At 44.1% G+C, this 20743-nt stretch carries 20 protein-coding genes and 2 rRNA genes (1 of these 22 only partly in view); 17 read left to right on the top strand and 5 right to left on the bottom strand.

Features of this window, described 5'->3' with window-relative positions:
- From NI389_RS12590 to NI389_RS12600, 3 genes are all read left to right on the top strand, one after another.
- Nucleotides 1-1817, top strand: a 23S ribosomal RNA gene (locus tag NI389_RS12590) (it extends 1067 nt beyond the left edge of the window).
- Nucleotides 1818-1947: 130 nt separating this feature from the next.
- Nucleotides 1948-2062 (top strand): 5S ribosomal RNA (rrf, locus tag NI389_RS12595).
- A gap of 283 nt (nucleotides 2063-2345) precedes the next feature.
- Nucleotides 2346-2714, top strand: coding sequence for a hypothetical protein (locus NI389_RS12600; protein WP_308360236.1), 369 nt, complete (start codon nucleotides 2346-2348; stop codon nucleotides 2712-2714).
- Nucleotides 2715-2741: 27 nt separating this feature from the next.
- On the opposite strand, the gene NI389_RS12605 is transcribed toward NI389_RS12600, so the two are convergent.
- The 3 genes from NI389_RS12605 to NI389_RS12615 form a co-directional block, all read right to left on the bottom strand.
- Nucleotides 2742-3926: a vWA domain-containing protein gene (locus tag NI389_RS12605; RefSeq protein ID WP_308360237.1), complete on the bottom strand. Its 1185-nt coding sequence runs from the start codon at nucleotides 3924-3926 to the stop codon at nucleotides 2742-2744.
- 1 nt (nucleotide 3927) lies between these two features.
- On the bottom strand, nucleotides 3928-4764 hold the full coding sequence (locus NI389_RS12610) for an AAA family ATPase (RefSeq protein WP_308360238.1): 837 nt from the start codon (nucleotides 4762-4764) through the stop codon (nucleotides 3928-3930).
- Nucleotides 4765-4825: 61 nt separating this feature from the next.
- Nucleotides 4826-5050 carry a DUF1653 domain-containing protein gene (locus NI389_RS12615; RefSeq protein ID WP_308360239.1) on the bottom strand — a complete coding sequence of 75 codons (225 nt, stop codon included), beginning with the start codon at nucleotides 5048-5050 and terminating at the stop codon, nucleotides 4826-4828.
- A gap of 47 nt (nucleotides 5051-5097) precedes the next feature.
- Between NI389_RS12615 and NI389_RS12620 the strand changes: the two genes are divergently transcribed.
- The 10 genes from NI389_RS12620 (at nucleotide 5098) to rpoS (ending at nucleotide 12100) form a co-directional block, all read left to right on the top strand.
- Nucleotides 5098-5577: a DUF2947 family protein gene (locus NI389_RS12620; RefSeq protein ID WP_308360240.1), complete on the top strand. Its 480-nt coding sequence runs from the start codon at nucleotides 5098-5100 to the stop codon at nucleotides 5575-5577.
- 70 nt (nucleotides 5578-5647) lie between these two features.
- Complete coding sequence (locus NI389_RS12625) at nucleotides 5648-6292, top strand: hypothetical protein (RefSeq protein WP_308360241.1); 645 nt, start codon at nucleotides 5648-5650, stop codon at nucleotides 6290-6292.
- Between the two features lie 13 nt (nucleotides 6293-6305).
- On the top strand, nucleotides 6306-6587 hold the full coding sequence (gene ftsB, locus NI389_RS12630; protein WP_308360242.1) for a cell division protein FtsB: 282 nt from the start codon (nucleotides 6306-6308) through the stop codon (nucleotides 6585-6587).
- Entirely contained in the window at nucleotides 6584-7285 is a 702-nt protein-coding gene (gene ispD, locus NI389_RS12635; protein WP_308360243.1) for a 2-C-methyl-D-erythritol 4-phosphate cytidylyltransferase, read from the top strand. Before ftsB ends, ispD begins: the two co-directional genes overlap by 4 nt.
- Nucleotides 7282-7761: a 2-C-methyl-D-erythritol 2,4-cyclodiphosphate synthase gene (ispF, locus tag NI389_RS12640; protein ID WP_308360244.1), complete on the top strand. Its 480-nt coding sequence runs from the start codon at nucleotides 7282-7284 to the stop codon at nucleotides 7759-7761. Before ispD ends, ispF begins: the two co-directional genes overlap by 4 nt.
- Nucleotides 7755-8780, top strand: a complete 1026-nt coding sequence (truD, locus tag NI389_RS12645; RefSeq protein WP_308360245.1) for a tRNA pseudouridine(13) synthase TruD — start codon at nucleotides 7755-7757, stop codon at nucleotides 8778-8780. Before ispF ends, truD begins: the two co-directional genes overlap by 7 nt.
- Nucleotides 8781-9527: a 5'/3'-nucleotidase SurE gene (gene surE / locus NI389_RS12650; RefSeq protein WP_308360246.1), complete on the top strand. Its 747-nt coding sequence runs from the start codon at nucleotides 8781-8783 to the stop codon at nucleotides 9525-9527. It abuts the gene before it with no gap.
- Nucleotides 9528-10169: a protein-L-isoaspartate(D-aspartate) O-methyltransferase gene (locus tag NI389_RS12655; RefSeq protein ID WP_308360247.1), complete on the top strand. Its 642-nt coding sequence runs from the start codon at nucleotides 9528-9530 to the stop codon at nucleotides 10167-10169. It abuts the gene before it with no gap.
- 58 nt (nucleotides 10170-10227) lie between these two features.
- The gene (locus NI389_RS12660) at nucleotides 10228-11055 is read left to right on the top strand and encodes a peptidoglycan DD-metalloendopeptidase family protein (RefSeq protein ID WP_308360248.1); all 828 of its coding nucleotides are present in this window, start codon (nucleotides 10228-10230) and stop codon (nucleotides 11053-11055) included.
- A 49-nt stretch (nucleotides 11056-11104) separates the two neighbouring features.
- A complete protein-coding gene (gene rpoS / locus NI389_RS12665) occupies nucleotides 11105-12100 on the top strand; it encodes an RNA polymerase sigma factor RpoS (protein ID WP_208842335.1) in 996 nt (331 codons plus the stop codon).
- Between the two features lie 114 nt (nucleotides 12101-12214).
- On the opposite strand, the gene mutS is transcribed toward rpoS, so the two are convergent.
- Nucleotides 12215-14818, bottom strand: a complete 2604-nt coding sequence (gene mutS, locus NI389_RS12670) for a DNA mismatch repair protein MutS (RefSeq protein ID WP_308360249.1) — start codon at nucleotides 14816-14818, stop codon at nucleotides 12215-12217.
- A 20-nt stretch (nucleotides 14819-14838) separates the two neighbouring features.
- Between mutS and NI389_RS12675 the strand changes: the two genes are divergently transcribed.
- Together NI389_RS12675 and recA are read left to right on the top strand one after the other, a co-directional pair.
- Nucleotides 14839-15336: a CinA family protein gene (locus NI389_RS12675; RefSeq protein WP_308360250.1), complete on the top strand. Its 498-nt coding sequence runs from the start codon at nucleotides 14839-14841 to the stop codon at nucleotides 15334-15336.
- Nucleotides 15337-15394: 58 nt separating this feature from the next.
- Nucleotides 15395-16444: a recombinase RecA gene (gene recA / locus NI389_RS12680; protein WP_208842337.1), complete on the top strand. Its 1050-nt coding sequence runs from the start codon at nucleotides 15395-15397 to the stop codon at nucleotides 16442-16444.
- 72 nt (nucleotides 16445-16516) lie between these two features.
- Here the strand turns inward: recA and NI389_RS12685 are convergent, their stop codons facing one another.
- Nucleotides 16517-17680, bottom strand: a complete 1164-nt coding sequence (locus tag NI389_RS12685) for a DcaP family trimeric outer membrane transporter (protein ID WP_308360251.1) — start codon at nucleotides 17678-17680, stop codon at nucleotides 16517-16519.
- A gap of 350 nt (nucleotides 17681-18030) precedes the next feature.
- On the opposite strand from NI389_RS12685, the gene acs reads away from it, so the two are divergent.
- On the top strand, nucleotides 18031-19971 hold the full coding sequence (acs, locus tag NI389_RS12690) for an acetate--CoA ligase (RefSeq protein WP_308360252.1): 1941 nt from the start codon (nucleotides 18031-18033) through the stop codon (nucleotides 19969-19971).
- A gap of 93 nt (nucleotides 19972-20064) precedes the next feature.
- Nucleotides 20065-20718, top strand: a complete 654-nt coding sequence (locus NI389_RS12695; RefSeq protein ID WP_308360253.1) for a response regulator transcription factor — start codon at nucleotides 20065-20067, stop codon at nucleotides 20716-20718.
- Nucleotides 20719-20743 lie beyond the last annotated feature (25 nt).

A 20743-nucleotide genomic window follows, 5' to 3' on the forward strand; every position in this document is an offset into this window, starting at 1 on the left:
TAAAGAAAGCGTAATAGCTCACTAGTCGAGTCGGCCTGCGCGGAAGATGTAACGGGGCTAAACATACCACCGAAGCTGCGGCTGCAGATTTTATCTGCGGGGTAGGGGAGCGTTCTGTAAGCCGTTGAAGGTGTACCGGGAGGTATGCTGGAGGTATCAGAAGTGCGAATGCTGACATAAGTAACGATAATGCGGGTGAAAAACCCGCACGCCGGAAGACCAAGGGTTCCTATCCCATGTTAATCAGGGTAGGGTGAGTCGACCCCTAAGGCGAGGCTGAAGAGCGTAGTCGATGGGAAACGGGTTAATATTCCCGTACTTGATATGAATGCGATGGGGGGACGGAGCAGGCTAGGCAAGCATGGCGTTGGTTGTCCATGTGAAAGTATGTAGGCTGGTGACTTAGGCAAATCCGGGTCGCTAAAGCTGAGATACGAGACGAGCACCTACGGGTGTGAAGTTGTTGATGCCCTACTTCCAGGAAAAGCCTCTAAGCTTCAGTTCATATTGAATCGTACCCGAAACCGACACAGGTGGTCAGGTAGAGAATACTAAGGCGCTTGAGAGAACTCGGGTGAAGGAACTAGGCAAAATGGTACCGTAACTTCGGGAGAAGGTACGCTCTTGTCTGTTAAGCCCTTGCGGTGTAAGCAGACGGGAGTCGCAGAGAATAGGTAGCTGGAACTGTTTATTAAAAACACAGCACTGTGCAAAATCGTAAGATGACGTATACGGTGTGACGCCTGCCCGGTGCCGGAAGGTTAATTGATGGGGTTAGTCTTTGGACGAAGCTCTTGATCGAAGCCCCGGTAAACGGCGGCCGTAACTATAACGGTCCTAAGGTAGCGAAATTCCTTGTCGGGTAAGTTCCGACCTGCACGAATGGCGTAATCATGGCTACGCTGTCTCCACCCGAGACTCAGTGAAATTGAAATCGCAGTGAAGATGCTGTGTACCCGCGGCTAGACGGAAAGACCCCGTGAACCTTTACTATAGCTTGGCACTGAACATTGAACCTACATGTGTAGGATAGGTGGGAGGCTTTGAAGCAAGAACGCTAGTTCTTGTGGAGCCGTCCTTGAAATACCACCCTTGTATGTTTGATGTTCTAACGTTGGCCCCTAATCGGGGTTACGGACAGTGCCTGGTGGGTAGTTTGACTGGGGCGGTCTCCTCCCAAAGAGTAACGGAGGAGCACGAAGGTTTGCTAAGAGCGGTCGGACATCGCTCGGTTAGTGTAATGGTAGAAGCAAGCTTAACTGCGAGACAGACACGTCGAGCAGGTACGAAAGTAGGTCATAGTGATCCGGTGGTTCTGAATGGAAGGGCCATCGCTCAACGGATAAAAGGTACTCCGGGGATAACAGGCTGATACCGCCCAAGAGTTCATATCGACGGCGGTGTTTGGCACCTCGATGTCGGCTCATCACATCCTGGGGCTGAAGTCGGTCCCAAGGGTATGGCTGTTCGCCATTTAAAGTGGTACGCGAGCTGGGTTTAGAACGTCGTGAGACAGTTCGGTCCCTATCTGCCGTGGGCGTTTGAGAATTGAGAGGGGCTGCTCCTAGTACGAGAGGACCGGAGTGGACGAACCGCTGGTGTTCGGGTTGTCATGCCAATGGCATTGCCCGGTAGCTACGTTCGGAATCGATAACCGCTGAAAGCATCTAAGCGGGAAGCGAGCCTCGAGATGAGTTCTCACTTGGAGTTTAACTCCACTAAAGGGCCGTTGGAGACTACAACGTTGATAGGCAGGGTGTGGAAGCGCTGTGAGGCGTGAAGCTAACCTGTACTAATTACCCGTGAGGCTTAACCATACAACGCCAAAGTGGTTTAGTTGTTAGAAGTTAAGTATTGACTAAAGTAGACAACGACGAAGTAAAAGACATTAATATTAGCGTTCCAGATTTAGTTTACTTGCGGTAGCGAGTAGACGACCAGCTTATGCTTGGTGACAATAGCGTTGTGGACCCACCTGACCCCATGCCGAACTCAGAAGTGAAACGCAACAGCGCCGATGATAGTGTGGCAGCTGCCATGTGAAAGTAGGACATCGCCAGGCTCTAATTAAATAAAAAGGCCTCTTCGAAAGAAGAGGCCTTTTTATTTATTACGTGTTTAGGGATGTGCTACGTGAAAGTAGGGTGAAAAGTCGATTAGGGAAGCAAACAGTTTTGCTTCACCGGCTTTGAACGTCGAAGGCCTCTGGCCGCAGACCGGACATCGCCAGGCTGGGCGCCCCCGACTCTTAATTAAAGAAAGCCCGATCCGAAAGAGTCGGGCTTTTTTGCTTTTTGGCGCCGAAAATCTATTTATAATGACAACTTATTTTAGAGTTACAGCTTATGGAAGTGATGGTTAATATATCAGACGATAAAACTTATTTGATAGGCCGTGTCAAAGGAACGATGACTATAGAAAAGGCGCATAAGTTAGCTCAGATGTACATTCAGCAGATTGAAGAGACAGGCATAAAACTTATATTGAATGACATGAGGGCTTCACCTCATCAAATTGATGCCGAACAAGCTTTTATATATGCTACAAGAGAAGTAAAAAATCTAGGTCTTCCTAGAGATATTCGATCAGCAATTCTTGTGTCTGATGGAGATCATTCCCATGACTTTAATGAAATAGTCGCTCAATATGCCGGTTTTTTCGTTCGAGTGTTTTACTCTTGCCAAAATGCATTAAAGTGGTTGAAGCAGGCCTAAATTTTTCTACACCGTAATTTAGGCTTGCTAACTGAGCTCACGGATGGCGTCACTAATACCATTAAGGCTCAATGCAAACATCCTTCCTTCCATTAACTCGTTAATCAACTCAATCGACTGATAGTAGCGCCAATGCTCTTTGGGTTGAGGATTAAGCCAAGCTGATTTTTCAAAATGATCGGTGAGTCGCTTCACCCAAACGCTTCCTGCTTCTTGGTTCCAGTGTTCTACGCTGCCACCTGGATACGCGATTTCGTATGGGCCCATAGTGGCATCGCCAACAAAGATTAAGCGATAGTCTCTGCCAAAACGGTGGATTAATTGGTAGGTATCTATAACTTTAGCGTGGCGGCGGAGGTTATCTTGCCACACATGTTCATAGACACAGTTATGGAAGTAAAAGAATTCTAAATGCTTGAATTCACTTCGTGCTGCACTGAATAGCTCTTCGCAGATATGGATATAATCGTCCATAGACCCACCAATATCAAACAACATGATTACCTTAACTGCATTGTGCCTTTCTGGTGACATGACAACATCCAACATTCCTCCTTGCTGGGCTGTTGCGCGGATTGTCTCGTTTAGATCCAACTCGTCACTTGCTCCACTACGCGCAAACTTACGAAGTTTTTTTAACGCTAGCTTCATTGTGCGACTACTAATATCGCTATTGTCATCCAAATTGCGATATTGCCGTTTATCCCATACTTTTACCGCTCGACGATTGCGATTCCCATCTTGCCCAATTCGGACACCTTCAGGATGAAATCCGTAAGCGCCAAACGGCGAGGTTCCGCCAGTTCCAACCCATTTATTTCCTCCAGCATGGCGACCTGATTGCTCGTTCAGCCTTTCCTGCAAAGTTTTGAGCAGTTCATCCAGCCCTCCTAGCGTATCTAGTTTCTCTTTTTCCTCTTCAGATAAGTGTTTCTCAAACTCTTTCCTGAGCCACTCGGTCGGGATTTCATGTTGTTGCAGTGCGGAAAATAAGTCTAAGTTCTCGATTCCTTGAAAATATTGAGCAAACGCTCGGTCAAATTTATCAAACTGTGTTTCGTCTTTTACTAAAATAATACGCGCTAAATGATAGAATCCCTCTATGTCAGCAAAGCATAAGCCATTTTCAAGTGCTTTAAGTAAATCAAGCCATTCTCTAAGGCTAACTTTGACCCCATGACGTTTTAGTGTGAAGAAGAATTTGAGTAACATCTTATCGTTTCGCCATAAATGCGAGCTTTTCGACTAAGCTGACGTCCTGTTTATTTTTAAGAAGTGCACCAAACAGTGGCATCAATCCTCCTTGATGTGATTTGTCCTGTAAAACCTGAGGATCAATCTGATCGGCCATTAACAGTTTTAACCAATCTAGCAGTTCACTTGTACTTGGCTTTTTCTTAAGGCCAGGTATGTCTCTTAGTTTAAAGAATACTTCTAACGCTTCTTTTATTAATCGCTGTTGGATATTAGGATAATGAACATCAATAATTTGTTCCATTTCATCTAGCGTAGGGAAATCAATATAGTGAAAGAAGCATCGGCGTAGGAACGCATCTGGCAACTCTTTTTCATTATTCGAGGTAATTATCACAATTGGGCGAATAGCTGCTTTGACTTGTTCACCTGTTTCATAAACATGAAACTCCATTTTATCGAGTTCAAGCAGCAAGTCATTTGGAAATTCAATATCAGCCTTATCTATCTCATCAATTAGCAATACTGGACGCTTTTCAGCGCTAAAGGCTTGCCATAGTTTCCCTTTTTTAATGTAGTTTTTGATGTCGTGGACACGAGGGTCACCAAGCTGACTATCACGAAGACGCGATACGGCATCATATTCGTATAGACCTTGTTGAGCTTTCGTGGTGGATTTTATGTGCCACTGAATTAACTCTGTCCCTAGGCTTTTTGCTAGTTCTTCCGCGAGTAAGGTTTTGCCCGTACCTGGTTCGCCTTTTATAAGTAGCGGTTTTTCTAGTATAACTGCCGCGTTGACGGCTTGCTGAAGAGCGGATGTCGCAATGTAAGAATCCGTGCCGGTAAAAAGCATAATAGTCTCTGGTCTAATGAGTATGGTGATTATCTTGCCATACTCATTATGTGACCTCAACTTAGTTGCTAGGGCCTACATATTTGAATCGAGGAACGTGAGTACCATCTAAGTCGACTACTTCGGTAAACATAGCGAGTGGCCTTACCCAATGGTCGAAGTCACCGTATTGAGTTTGATACACAACGAGAGATTCTTCCGTTTCTGAATGTGTAGCAACAAAGAGTACTTTATAAATTGGGCCTTTATAATGTTGGTAAAGGCCAGGTTTGATTTGGTTTTGCACGTCCTGCTCCGTATAATAGTCAGGTGATTTTCGAATTAGGCATAAGCATGAATTATATTGCCCTAGATGAATTTAAAAAAGCCTGGGTATTTAGACATAAAGATCTCCCCATAGATGATCAGGATCTGGCACAGATCAAATTAATGAGCGCAGCTCGAGCGGCAACGTTATGGACGACCATGGTGAGCAAAGAAAAAGATCATCCTGATTTCTTTGTTTCGTCAGAATGGACTGGTGATAGCAAGTCTTGGCAAGAAAGCGTCAATTGGGAAGTGGAATGGGAAGCCGAAGAACCTGAACTTCCTGACGTATTTACCACATTTTTGGGTTGGGAAGATAACACAACCGTGTATTTCTGCTTATCCAGAGAACATGTTATTGAAACACGTTTCGATGTATTTAAACGTACTTGGCAAAACTTTATGTTTTTGGCTGATGGCAGTTTGCTACTTGGCAAAAAGCGCGATGCGGTTATTCAGTTTTTAGCGGATGGCAGCGCGAAATTAGGCCACAGGCCAAAAGACTAAAAATCCTCCATACTGACGTTTATTTGTCCTCCTTGGCATGCTATAACTGGCTACACATCAAGGAGGCCACTTGAAGCGTGACGCAGCAACGAATCAATTACAAACAACGATTTGGCAAAATGAAGCGGAAAGATTAGCATTCGCTGAGCTTGCCAATGTGTTTTACGCCAGAGAAATTAGCCATCTAAGTCAATTGGCCGATTTAGCGCGTATGCAGCGTTTATTGAAAAGCCTACCGATATACGTTGAGCGTGCGGCTCGCCATATCGTTCAAGGTAATATTCCCATCGAACTTGATACGCAGAATGCCTGTTGGTTAAGTCCTATTCGTAAGCAACCAAGTGCTGATCCAATGAAAACCGAAGGCTATTTTAAACAAGCGAGTAAACTGGGCTTAGTTGTCCCAATCCTCCACAAAGATGAAGTTTATTGTCAGCTATTCATGGACAGCCTAGATCAGTTGAGCGAAAATAGCGTGCATTGCAATCAGTACGGTTGGTTTCATCTGACGGGTGAACACACAGAGAACCCGAATTTAAGACTATTAAAACCAACACTGGCACTGATGACGGCTGCTTGTTGTGGACACCAGTGGAAATTGGGAAAGCCATCAGCCCCTAGGCTTTTAACGTTACGTGAAATGCTGCTGGCCAGTAGTATAAATTGGAAAGACGTGAAAAAAGCGAAACTGAACCTCCGTCAGCCGACGACGTAATTGGAGCGCATAAATGCGAATGTTTCAGCTTATTCTGCTTTGTCTTGCAGGGTATATACAATACAAGTTGTGGCTTGGGCATAATGGTATCCAAGATTATGTTCATATCAAACACGCTGTGATTGAACACAAAGAAACAAATACGCAATTACAAAAACGAAATCGCTTACTCAAAGCGGACATTGATGACCTTAAACTTGGATTAGAAGGCGTTGAAGAACGGGCGCGACATGAACTTGGCCTGATCAAGAAAGACGAGACCTTTATTCGAGTGTTACCTGCAAAACAGCCATGAAGAATCGAGTTAAGATAGCCGCTGTTATACCCGCTGCCGGTGTCGGCAGTCGGATGCAGCTAAATTTCCCTAAACAATACTTAGTTATTCAAGATCAAACCATTCTCGAACACACGACAAACAAACTCTTAGCTTTGCCATGTATTTCGACCGTGTTGATAGCGATTAGTCACGAAGATGAATACTTTTCCGATATTTCGTTCTCCGATACCAGAGTAAGTGCTTGCTTGGGTGGTGCGTCGCGTGCGGAATCTGTGTTTAACGCACTGCAACATTTACGAGACGATAACCCCGATTGGGTGCTGGTTCACGATGCTGCTCGACCGTTAGTTCAGCCTGCGGATATCTCGACGTTAATCACGCAATGCTTAGAAAATGATGAGGGAGGTATTCTCGCATCAAGAGTGAAAGATACGATCAAACAGGGCGATACAAATATTGAAAAAACAGTCCCTCGAGAACGACTTTGGTCGGCACTGACTCCACAAATGTTCAAATTTGGCGAATTGTTGGCGGCTATAGAGCAAGGGCTTAAAGAAGCGCCGAATACCATTACAGATGAAGCCTCGGCGATGGAGCGGTTATGCTTGCCTGTGCAATTAGTGTCGGGGCGCAGTGACAATATCAAAATTACGTCGCCTGAAGATTACGAGTTGGCTTGTTATCTGCTCGACAAACAAAAAGAGAATGCACAATGATGAGAATTGGACACGGCTTTGATGTACATAAATTTGGTGGGCTAGGGCCGATCACGCTTGGCGGAGTAAAGATCCCGTACGAACAAGGTTTTCTTGCTCATTCCGATGGCGACGTCGCTATCCATGCTCTATGTGATGCATTACTTGGTGCAGTTGCTCTAGGCGACATTGGCTTGCATTTTCCAGATACGGCCAGTGAGTTTGAAAATATTGATAGTCGGATTTTACTCAGACACGTCTTTGGCTTAGTAAAAGACAAAGGTTATCAGATAGGTAATCTTGATGTAACGATAGTGGCACAAGCACCTAAAATGCGCCCGCACATTGACGCAATGCGCGCCAATTTAGCGGCGGATTGTGAAACGCACATCGACAATGTGAATGTAAAAGCAACTACGACAGAAAAATTAGGATTTGAAGGGCGTAAGGAAGGTATTTCAAGTCATGCCGTCGTGTTATTGGTGAAAGCATGTTAACGCTTAACTACCTTTATGGGAAACCGACAGCCACGGCTGAGTTTAAGACCTTGCCAGAAGATTTTGTCGTGGATGAGGTCATGGACATTGCGTTTACTGGTGACGGTGAACATGTGTGCTTGCAAATGATAAAACGCGGTGAAAACACCATCAGTCTTGCAAAAGCAATTGCAAAAGCGGCAGGTGTCGGCCTTCGAGATGTAAGTTATGCGGGCCTCAAGGACAGACACGGTGTTTGTACTCAGTGGTTTAGTGTGCCTGTACCTATTAAAAAAGACATCGATTTTAGTTCATTGAACAATGACCATCGGATGGTGGTACAACAGCTTAGGCATAATCGCAAGTTACGCACGGGATGTCACAAAGGAAATCGATTTGAAATTACGTTGCGTAACGTATCTGATATCCGTGCTATTTTGGCGCGTATTAATGCAGTTAGGCAAGGCGTACCAAATTATTTTGGTGAACAGCGTTTTGGTTTCGATGGCCATAATTTGACGATGGCAGAGCGCATGTTTGATGGAGAAGTCATTCGCGATAAAAAACTCAGAGGACTGGTGATCTCTGCTGCTCGGTCGGCACTATTTAATCACGTTGTCAGTAAAAGAGTGGAAGCACACGGACTTGCTGTCAGCTGGCCGAGAGAGATTTTCCTTTTAGAAGGGAGCAATGCCTTTTTTGAGGAGGATTTAAGTGATGCAAATGTAGCTCGATTACTGGAGGGAGATATTCATTTATCAGCCCCCTTGTTTGGTAAAGGCGACAGAGGCATAGTAGAACAAGAGCGCAATTGGCTAGAAGACTATCAAAAATGGTGTGAAGGACTGTGTCAGCTTGGATTAAAAATGGAGCGTCGTGCTCTTCGCCTAGTACCGAAAAACTTTACCGTGGAATCTCTGAATGACACGACGTTAAAACTGGGCTTTGAGTTGCCAAAAGGCACATTCGCAACAGCGGTTTTAAGAGAGCTTGCACTTTATCAAGATGTCAGCAAAGTGATCAGTGAGGAGATTGAGTAAGTGAGAATACTATTAAGTAACGATGATGGTGTGCATGCAAAGGGGATTGCAATTCTATACCATGCTCTAAGCCAAATTGCAGAGGTTACGGTTATTGGGCCGGATAGAAACTGTAGTGGCGCAAGCAGTTCACTAACTTTACTCAATCCTCTTCGAGCAACAACCTTGGATAACGGTTTCATTTCGGTCAATGGGACGCCAACAGATTGTGTCCATTTGGGGGTAAACCAACTGATGGAAACAAAACCCGATTTAGTGGTAGCAGGCATAAACTGTGGTGCTAACTTAGGCGATGATACGCTCTACTCGGGAACTGTTGCAGCTGCAATGGAAGGACGTCATATGGGGTTGCCAGCGATAGCGGTTTCACTGTGCTCAAAACGAGAAGCTCATTATGAAACGGCAGCAGCAGTCACCGTGGATATCATTAAACGTTTAAATGCACACCCGCTCCCCAAAGATCAAATTCTAAATCTTAACGTACCGGATATTCCGCTCTCTGAACTAAAAGGAATGAAAGTGACGCGTTTGGGTGCGCGGCATAAAGCTGAAACGATGACTAAGCGAGAAGATCCTTGGGGTCGAGAAATTTATTGGTATGGATCGCTTGGTAATGAAAGTGACGCCGGAGAAGGAACGGATTTTCATGCGATTAACAGTGGTTATGCATCGATTACCCCATTGCAAATCGACATGACTGCTCATTCCAGTATTAATGCAATGAAAACGTGGTTACAGGTGGACTAAGTGCTTAGCAATTATTCTCGTAGCGCTTCGGCGTTAAAAACGTTACTTCAGCAAAATGGCATTCGCCATACGAGTGTTTTACAAGTTATAGAACGTACACCAAGACACTTATTTATTGATGATGTGCTAAAACATAAAGCCTATGAGAATACCGCATTGCCAATAGGGCAAGGCCAAACAATTTCACAGCCGTACATTGTCGCGAAAATGACCGAGTTACTATTGGATGCGGGTGTGAAAGGCAAAGTACTTGAAGTCGGCACAGGATCGGGCTATCAAACTGCTATCTTGGCTCAAACGTTTGATGAAATCTGCTCTATTGAGCGTATTAAATCATTACAATGGCAAGCGAAAAGGCGTTTGCACCAACTCGATTTGTACAATGTTGCAATGAAACATGGCGATGGATGGCAAGGTTGGTCAAGTAAAGCGCCATTCAATGGGATTCTTGTCACCGCAGCGGCCAAAACCGTGCCAGAAGCACTTCTTGAACAACTAGCATTAAATGGCGTTATGATTGCCCCCATAGGGGAGAGTGAACAAACGTTAATGTTATTTAGGAAAACAGAGCAAGGAATTCAGAGCGAGCAGTTGGCCGCAGTTCGGTTTGTGCCTTTAGTCGCTGGAGAAATTGTGCTTTAATCTTATTTTCAAGACGTTAATTAGTTAATCGATTAGGAAATAGGCCGAGGAGAGGACAGTGTTACATTGGCGCGTTGTTACATTGTTGTCTTTATGTATCGCCTTAAGCGCGTGTAGTTCCCGTCAAAAACCAGCACCAGTGAGTAGTTTAGATACTCGTCAGACGTCTTCAACACAAAAAATTAATATTAAGGGGTCTTCCTATGTTGTAAAGCAAGGCGATACTCTTTTCTCTATTGCATTCGCCGCAAATCAAGATTACCGCACAGTTGCAAAGCGCAACAATATCCCAGCCCCATTCACTATTTACCCTGGGCAGAAGCTGTATTTTGACAATTCCAATAATAAAAATAAAAAGCGCAAAAAATATACCAATCTGAGTAATAAGTCTAGTTCTCAACAACGAAAATATAACAAAATTGTAAAAAAAGATCTTGATCCGAAAAATCAACCAGAGTATGTTCAAAAAGAGGTCAATAAAAAATCCAGTAGTACCAATCAGTTGGATAGTAAAGGGGTACATTGGATTTGGCCTACGTCGGGTAAAATTACTCAACGGTTTTCGATTAAGGAAAATGGCTACAAAGGTTTGCAGATAAGTAACAAACAAGGGACTAACGTCGTTGCTGCTGCTGGTGGTGTGGTTGTGTACGCTGGAAACGCGTTACGCGGTTACGGCAATTTAATCATATTGAAACACGATGATGATTATTTAAGTGCATACGCGCACAACTCAAAATTGCTTGTTAGAGAGCAACAGCAGGTTAAAGTTGGTCAAAAGATTGCCGAAATGGGAAGTACAGATGCTGAATCATCGGCGCTCAGATTTGAGATCCGCTTTAGAGGGCAGTCTGTTGATCCGGTGATCTATTTACCGAAAAACTAATTTAATCCAATCGGATGGATATGATCATTAAGTTGCTTGGGAGGACGGTATGAGTCAAACAGCGAAACTTGAATCAAAGAAAACGAGCGATTTTGAAGACAAATTCGAAGATGAAGTAACGATCGACGAATCGATTGATGATGAAGAAATACTCAACGAGGAAGATGACGCTGACGAAGAGATTTTTTTAAAAGATGAAGCCGTCAAAAATCTCGATGCGACTCAGCTTTATTTGAGTGAGATCGGATTTTCTCCGTTACTTAGTGCAGAAGAAGAAGTCTACTTTGCACGCAAAGCCCTCAAAGGATGCGAAGCTTCACGAAAACGTATGATTGAAAGTAACTTACGTTTGGTAGTAAAGATCGCTCGCCGTTATAATAACCGTGGCCTTGCGCTACTCGATTTAATCGAAGAGGGCAATCTGGGTCTGATACGAGCCGTTGAAAAATTCGATCCTGAGCGCGGATTCCGATTTTCTACCTACGCAACTTGGTGGATACGTCAAACTATTGAACGTGCGATTATGAACCAGACCCGCACCATTCGTTTACCGATTCACGTTGTAAAAGAATTAAATGTGTACTTGCGAACTGCAAGAGAGCTTACACAAAAACTGGATCACGAGCCGACGGCTGAAGAAATAGCTGCTTGTTTGGATAAGCCTGTTGAAGAAGTAAGTCGGATGCTCCGACTAAATGAAAAAATCACCTCTGTAGACACGCCTATAGGTGGTGAGAATGACAAAGCCTTGTTAGATGTTCTTACGGATGAACGCGGTTTCGGTCCTGAAAATGAAGTTCAAAGCAATGACATCAACCGCCATATTGTTGATTGGTTGGGTGAGCTGAATCCAAAACAACGAGAAGTACTCGCCCGCCGCTTTGGTTTACTCGGATACGAACCATCTACGCTTGAAGATGTAGGACGAGAAATCGGTCTAACTCGTGAACGCGTGCGTCAAATTCAAGTTGAAGCTTTGCGCCGCTTGAAAGATATCTTGCAACACGAAGGGTTAAGTACAGATAGCCTTTTTGAACAGCTCTGATAGGTCCATTTTGTTAAAAAAACCACTCGCTAGAGTGGTTTTTTACTTTATGCGTGTACGCATAAACTCATGAAAGTATTCGTTCGTTATTCAACGACTCAGACTACGTCGTCTTTACTTTGTTAACGCTTTGAGTTCAAACAATAAATCGAGCGCTTGTTTTGGCGTTAACTCATTAGGGTCAATGCTCGTCAGTTTCTCTTCAAGTGGGTTTGCTGCTGGTAGCAGTGATAGCTGTGACTGTGTGGTCGTCGTCATGGTGTTTCCACGTTCATTTAATTCGGTTTCAATCACTGATTGATGCGACTCTAGCAGTGCCAATTTTCGTTTTGCCGTTTGGATCACGTCTTTGGGTACGCCCGCAAGTGCCGCAACCTGCAATCCGAAACTTTTGCTCGCGGGGCCTTCCAACACGGTGTGCTTGAACGCGATCGTGTCGCCATGCTCTACCGCATCTAAATGCACATTGACAAGGCCATGCTTCAGTTGAGCGAGTTCTGTCAACTCAAAGTAATGTGTTGCAAACAAAGTTTTAGCCGATAGTTTCGACGCGAGATAGTCCGCGGTTGCATAAGCTAAAGATAAGCCGTCGTACGTACTTGTGCCGCGCCCGATTTCATCCATTAATACTAAGGATTGGCTCGTCGCATTATTTAATATCGTTGCTGTTTCAGTCATTTCAACCATAAATGTTGAGCGGCCAGAAGCAAGATCGTCACTTGCACCAATACGTGTAAAAATGCGATCAATAGCCCCAATTTGAGCACGGCTAGCTGGAACAAAACTACCGATATGAGCCATTAATGCGATTAAGGCCGTTTGGCGCATGTAAGTTGATTTACCACCCATATTCGGACCTGTAATAATCAGCATTTTACGGTCTGTACTGAGTTTTACTGGGTTTGCGATAAATGGTGCCTTCGAAACTTGCTCAACAACAGGATGACGACCGCCTTCGATATCAAGTCCATCATGTTCATGTAATTCAGGTTTGCAATAATCTAGCGTCTGTGCTCGTTCTGCAAATGTATTTAGCACATCCAAGTCAGCCAATGCGGCGGCCATAAGCTGCAATTGTTCAATGTAAGGTGCGATGAATTCAAACAACTCTTCATAGAGTTGCTTTTCAAGAGCGAGAGCCTTGCTTTGGCTCCCCAGTACTTTGTCTTCGTGTTCTTTAAGTTCCGGAATAATATATCGTTCATTATTCTTGAGAGTTTGTCTGCGAATGTAGTCGGCTGGCACTAAATGGCTATTTGCGCGACTTACATCTATGTAGAAACCATGAACTTTATTAAAACCTATCTTTAGGGTACTGATCCCCGTACGAACACGTTCGCGTTCTTCCAATTGTTCAAGGATATCCGTCGCGCCTTCGCTGAGTGAGCGCCATTCATCCAGTTCCGCGTTGTAGCCAGGGGCGATGACACCACCATCTCGAATGAGTACGGGTGGGTTTTCAACAACGGCGCGAGTTAAAAGGTCGAGTAACTCAGGAAATTCAGGTGTTTTACTGCAGATTGCAGTTAGGCGTGCGTCTTGGCTTTGTGCCAGGCTCTCGTGTAAGGGGGCGAGCACTTCTAATGCAAAACGCAAACGAGTTAGATCACGAGGTCTGGCATTACACAGAGCAAGCCGAGTAACTACGCGTTCGATATCACCAATTTGCTTCAAGAGCTCAAATAGCGACAAATACAATTGTTCGTCAATAATGCTCGAAATGGCGTTTAAACGCGCATTCAGTTCAAGTCTATCTCGTATCGGCGTATGAATTCGACGCTTAAGTAAGCGGGACCCCATTGCTGTCGCCGTTTTATCTAATACTTGAGCCAAAGTATTTTCGATGCCACCACCTAAGTTAGTCGTCAGCTCCAAGTTTCTACGTGTCGCGGCATCAAGAATGACGGCATGTTCATTTTTCTCAAGGCGAATTGCTCGAATATGCGGTAATGCCGTGCGCTGAGTGTCTTTGACATACTGCATAACACAGCCCGCAGCAATCAAACCTCTAGTGGACTGTGATACGCCGAATCCAACGAGATCCTGTGTCCCAAACTGTTGGCAAAGTAAATGATTTGCCGTGTCTAAATCAAACTCCCATTGAGGTCTACGGCGAGCTCCTTTGTATTTTTCCACTATGTGGAGCGCATTGAACTCTTCAGGGTAAAGCAGTTCAGCGGGTTGCAAGCGTTGCAGCGTTGAGAGCACAGCCTCCTCAGTGTCGAGTTCAACAATGGTGAATTCACCCGAGTTGATATCAAGGTAAGCGATGCCAAAGCATGTGGTTTTGTCCTGCCAAATCGCAGCCAGTAGAGTGTCTTGTCGTTCCTGAAGTAAAGCCTCGTCGGTAACAGTGCCAGGCGTAACGATACGAACCACTTTACGTTCTACCGGACCTTTGCTGGTGGCGGGATCACCAATTTGCTCGCAAATTGCGACCGATTCTCCCATTTGCACAAGGCGGGCTAAATAGTTATCAACCGCATGATAAGGCACTCCCGCCATAGGAATTGGTTCTCCGCCAGCTTTTCCTCGATGAGTTTGCGAAATATCGAGCAGTTGGGCCGCTCTTTTAGCATCGTCAAAAAACAATTCATAGAAATCGCCCATTCGGTAGAACAATAGAATGTCTTTATGCTCCGACTTTATACGCAGATACTGCTGCATCATTGGAGTTTGTTGTTTTATAGTATGTTCAGAATAGAGATCAATTGGCATGTTGCTACCTAAGGTTAACTATGAACTTACATCAAGAGATAACGACCCTTGCTGCAAAAGTAGGGGGTATTCTAACGGATAAGAGATTGACGATCACTACTATTGAATCATGTACCGGTGGTGGGATCAGTTATGCACTTACGGATACCCCAGGAAGTTCGACTTACATTGAGCAATGTTTTGTCACCTACAGCAATGCAGCCAAATCAACGCTGGCCAATGTTTCAAGTGAAACCCTCGCAGCTTTTGGTGCAGTAAGTGAACAAGTCGTATGTGAAATGGCTAACGGTGGCGCATTGGCTGCTCATGCTGATGTGGCCATTGCGGTTTCAGGCATCGCAGGACCTTCAGGTGGAAGTGTGGAAAAACCGGTGGGACTGGTGTGGTTTGCTTGGAAAGTACTGGATAAAACAATGAGTATGTCACACATCTTTTCAGGAAATCGATCTGAAGTTAGAAGCCAAGCTATTGCTTTTGCATTAGAAAATTTACTGAAGCTGCTTAATGATAAAAATTAGCTTGATACTGTAATTCTATACAGTATACTGGATGTATTCAGCAAGTTTGGAGAAGCAAATGAACGATAACAAGCAAAAAGCGTTGGAAGCAGCATTGTCGCAGATCGAGCGTCAATTCGGTAAAGGTTCAATCATGAAGTTGGGTGATAGCCAAGCTTTAGATATTGAAGCGATTTCGACCGGTTCACTCGGTATCGATATTGCGCTTGGTATTGGTGGTTTGCCGACAGGTCGTATCGTTGAAATTTACGGTCCTGAATCTTCAGGTAAAACAACGCTGACTTTACAAGTTATCGCTGAAGCTCAGAAGCAAGGTAAAACTTGTGCGTTTGTTGACGCTGAGCACGCACTTGATCCTGTTTATGCACAAAAGTTAGGTGTCAATGTTGACGAACTACTTGTATCTCAACCAGATACAGGTGAGCAAGCTCTTGAAATCTGTGACATGTTAGTACGCTCTGGCGCCGTTGATGTTGTGATTGTTGACTCGGTTGCTGCATTAACACCTAAAGCCGAAATTGAAGGTGAAATGGGTGATACGCACGTAGGTTTGCAAGCTCGTTTAATGTCGCAAGCACTTCGTAAACTGACTGCAAACATCAAACGCTCAAACACGTTGTGTATTTTCATCAACCAAATCCGTATGAAGATTGGTGTGATGTTCGGTAACCCTGAAACGACCACTGGTGGTAACGCACTGAAATTCTACGCGTCGGTTCGTATCGATATTCGCCGTATCGGCTCAGTAAAAGAAGGTGAAGAAGTCGTCGGTAATGAAACCCGTGTTAAGATCGTAAAGAACAAAGTAGCGCCACCATTCAAACAAGCTGAATTTATCATCATGTACGGTGAAGGTATTTCCAAAGAAGGTGAGTTACTTGATTTGGGTGTACAGCATAAAATCGTTGATAAGTCGGGTGCTTGGTATAGCTACAATGGTAACAAAATCGGCCAAGGTAAATCGAACTCAATTAAGTTTTTAAAAGAAAACGTGGCGATCGCGAACGAAATCGAGGGCAAACTACGTGATATGTTACTTCTACAGGCAACTATTAAGCCTGAAGAAGGGGTTGATCCAGGTCTTGCTGAAAGTGAATTAGAACTATAATCGACAAGTATCGATTTAAGCGAAAAGAAAGCGGCGTAAGCCGCTTTCTTGTTTTTAGGGAGAAGATGTTGATTAGAAAACGTATTTAGCTGAAAGTTGAATGCGGTCTAAATCACCATCTAATCCACTTTCTGTTTCACGATTTGCGACTTTGTATTCAACACCAAACGTTAGTTTTTTAACTGGCGAATAGAGGATGTTAGCACTATAACTATGAATTTTTTTCGTAGGGTCGCCTGAGTAAGCGAGTAGGTCGACATTATTATCGGCATCAAAGAATGAATATAAGAATGTAGAACGTAATTGATCATTCCAGAAGTGTTGATACGCTACAAAGCCTGATGTTGAATCAATCGCATCTAGCCTGCTGCCATCATAAACCGCACCATGTGCCGCGTTCAAGCCTACATAGCGGCCAAGTCCAGAACCTTGTGTGAGCATAAACTTAACGTTGTCTTTCGAACCAACTTTCACCATACCTGATGCACTAATACCGAATGAAGATTCAGTTTCATCCGCAGCCCCGGCTTTGTAAGTAAGCTGACGAGCAAGTGCGGTCACAACAAAATTACCCCAGTCTGCATTGTGTGTGTAGCGAGCCGTGAAATCAGGCATGCTTGCGTCATCGGTAACAACCATTGCTTTATTGACTGTTACAGTACTTTCAGGATTCTCCATTGAGAACGACCAATTACCAGTCGTATATTTGATCATGGCTTGACGATTAAATACCGTGCCTTCTGTTGGTCCGACAAAATCAAGCGTTTCTGGCAATGCACCTACGTTTTGGAAGTTTGACCAAGCCTGACCAAACAACCAACCTTTATAGGTTACATAGGCCTGACGAATGCGAGGCACATACGAGTTACTAACACGCTCATTACCGCCAGGTGTCACTAAAAAATCGAGTTCGATTTTTGTATCGATGCTACTCCCATCATCAAGCGCTGTTTTAGTACCAAAGAAGAAGCGTGATTGCTTTGCATGCATGTCAAATACCGCATCCTCGCTTGAGGTTGCCGATACTGGTGTGCTACTCGGAATATAGAAGTCTCGTCCTAGATTTTGCGCGCCAAGCGAGCCGTCGGAAAAATCACTCCACATCGCATCTAATTTGATGTAACCGCCATAGTTTACTGATGTACCGTTAAGGTCTGCCGCAAGAGCAGGAGCGCTGAGAACACTTGCAACCGCAAGTGCACACAAAGATTTTGTTGTCATAGTTTTGGTTGTCATACATTAAGTTCCTCTAATGGGCTTCGCACAAAAAACGAGCCAACTGGTCAAAATCACTTTTGTCTAAGGTTGCTTTTTACTCAATTACCCTTTGGTCTATGAGACTAAGGTCGCGTGTGTTAATGTGTTTTTGTTATAGGTACTAATTGTAACGGTAAATCTAACTTTATTGATATAAATAATGGAATTAGAACAACTTACTGCGTGAAGCTTAGACAATTTTTCGGAAACAGATAAATTTAGCCGAGTATAAATAGCCGAATTACAACTAAGGTCTAATACTTTAAGGGATATTGCTGATAGATCCTTGAGGAAAGCCGCAAGGCCAATAAATTAATATGGAGATGACTATGTCACAGAGTATTTATCCAGTTCCTGAAGCATTCAAGAACACTGCACTCGTTGATAATGATCGCTATAACGAACTATACCAACAATCTATAGACGATCCTGAGCAATTTTGGGCTCTACAAGGCAAACGACTGGACTGGTTTACCCCGTATAGTAAAGTAAAAAACACGTCATTCGATAAAGGCCATATCAGTATTAAATGGTATGAAGACGGTGTACTAAACGTATCGTATAACTGTATTGACCGTCATTTAAAAGACAAAGCGGATAAAGTAGCCATGATTTGGGAAGGCGACAATCCAAATCACAGTGAAAACATTACTTATCAAACACTTCACGATGAAGTCGCAAAATTGGCGAATGGCCTTCGCAAACTTGGTGTTAAAAAAGGCGATCGCGTTGCGATTTATATGCCCATGACGCCTCAAGCAATTTATGCGATGCAAGCGTGTGCGCGAATTGGTGCAATTCACTCTGTGGTGTTTGGTGGCTTTTCGCCAACCGCAATTGCTGACCGAATCGTAGATTCGGGCGCGAAAGTCGTTATAACTTCTGATGAAGGGCGACGTGGTGGAAATTGCGTACCTTTGAAAGCGAACGTCGATGAAGCGTTAACACATAAAGATGTGAAAACGATTGAACATGTTATCGTTCATCAACTGACCGGTGGTGAAGTCGAGTGGAATGATGTTGACGTTTGGTGGCATGACCTCGTTGCCGATTTACCTGCAACATGTGAACCCGAACCAATGAATGCGGAAGATCCGCTTTTCATTCTCTATACATCTGGGTCAACGGGTAAACCAAAAGGCGTTGTACATACTTCTGGTGGTTATTTAGTTTACGCATCCATGACGCACGAATACGTGTTCGACATGAAAGAAAATGATGTCTATTGGTGTACAGCGGATGTGGGTTGGATCACGGGTCACAGTTATATGACTTATGGTCCACTTGCAAATGGTTGCACACAAGTTATTTTTGAAGGTGTTCCGACATATCCTACGTCGGGTCGAATTGGTGATGTTGTTGATAAACATGGCGTTACGATTCTATATACGGCACCCACAGCAATTCGAGCGTTGATGGCAAAAGGTGATGAACCAATAGCCTCTTCTACTCGTAAATCATTACGTTTGCTTGGGTCGGTTGGCGAACCGATTAACCCAGAAGCGTGGACATGGTATTACGATAAAATTGGTAACCAGCAGTGCCCAATCGTAGATACGTGGTGGCAAACTGAAACTGGTGGCATCATGATCACGCCACTACCTGGCGCAATTGATATGAAGCCGGGTTCCGCAACGCGGCCATTCTTTGGTATTGCGCCGGCGCTATTCGATGCGGAAGGCAATACATTGGATGGAGCGAATGAAGGCAACTTAGTGATCCTCGATAGTTGGCCATCTCAAGCTCGTACAGTATTTGGTGATCATGAGCGATTTGAACAAACCTACTTCTCGGCTTATCCTGGCGTTTATTTTACTGGTGACGGTTGTCGACGTGACGAAGATGGTTATTACTGGATTACGGGTCGTGTGGACGACGTTCTAAATGTATCAGGACATCGTTTAGGTACTGCAGAAATTGAAAGTGCGCTGGTTGCACACGAGTCGGTAGCGGAAGCTGCGGTAGTTGGTTATCCGCATGACATTAAGGGCCAAGGTATCTATGTATACGTAACGCCAAATGAGGGTGTAACCGTCACTGAAGAGTTAACGAAAGAAGTGCGTAATTGGGTGCGGAAAGAGTTGAGCCCCATAGCCTCACCTGACATGATCCAATGGACTCCAGGCCTGCCAAAAACACGCTCAGGTAAAATCATGCGTCGTATTTTGCGAAAAATCGCAGCGAACGAATACGAACAATTGGGTGATACATCAACGCTTGCAGACCCATCTGTGGTTGAAGAGTTAATTGAGAATCGCTTGAACCGTTAATTGAGCGTTAAAAACTTGATTCTCATTGAGTTATAAACGTACTATAACGGCTGCCCTTGCGCTCAAGGGCAGCCGATTTTTTAGGAGCAAACCATGAGTCAGTTTTTAATCGCAGATGACCATCCTCTGTTTAGGGAAGCACTAAAAGGAGCCTTACTGTCTCGAATTGAAGGCTTAACTGTATTCGAATCGGATAACTTCGACTGTACATTGGCTGTTTTGTCTGAGCAAGAAGACTTAGATTTGTTGTTGTTAGACCTCCACATGCCCGGTAATGGCGACTTATATGGACTAATTCGTATTCGCGAAGATTACCCCAGTTTGCCTATTGCCGTCGTGTCAGGCAGTGAAGATTTAACTATTGTCTCTAAAGTCATGGGATATGGAGCAATGGGTTTTATTCCAAAAGCTTCATCCTCAGATGATATTGCCTATGCCATTGAGCAAATACTTGAAGGGGAGTCTTGGTTGCCGGAATCAATTAAAGATAAAGTGGCTGCCATTACTGTAGAAGATAAAGAACTTGCACAGCAGGTAGCTTCTTTAACTCCACAACAATACAAAGTGCTGCAATATTTACATGAAGGTCTGTTAAATAAGCAAATTGCATATGAATTGAATATATCTGAGGCCACCATTAAGGCCCACATTACTGCAATATTTAGAAAATTGGGTGTGTACAATCGTACTCAAGCTGTGCTGATCGCCTCAAAATTACAACTAGAACCAATCGAACCATCAGCGTAAGAGGCAAAGCCTCTTACAGCCAAAC

The sequence above is a fragment of the Pseudoalteromonas xiamenensis genome, assembly GCF_030994125.1.
Lineage (GTDB): Bacteria > Pseudomonadota > Gammaproteobacteria > Enterobacterales > Alteromonadaceae > Pseudoalteromonas > Pseudoalteromonas xiamenensis_B.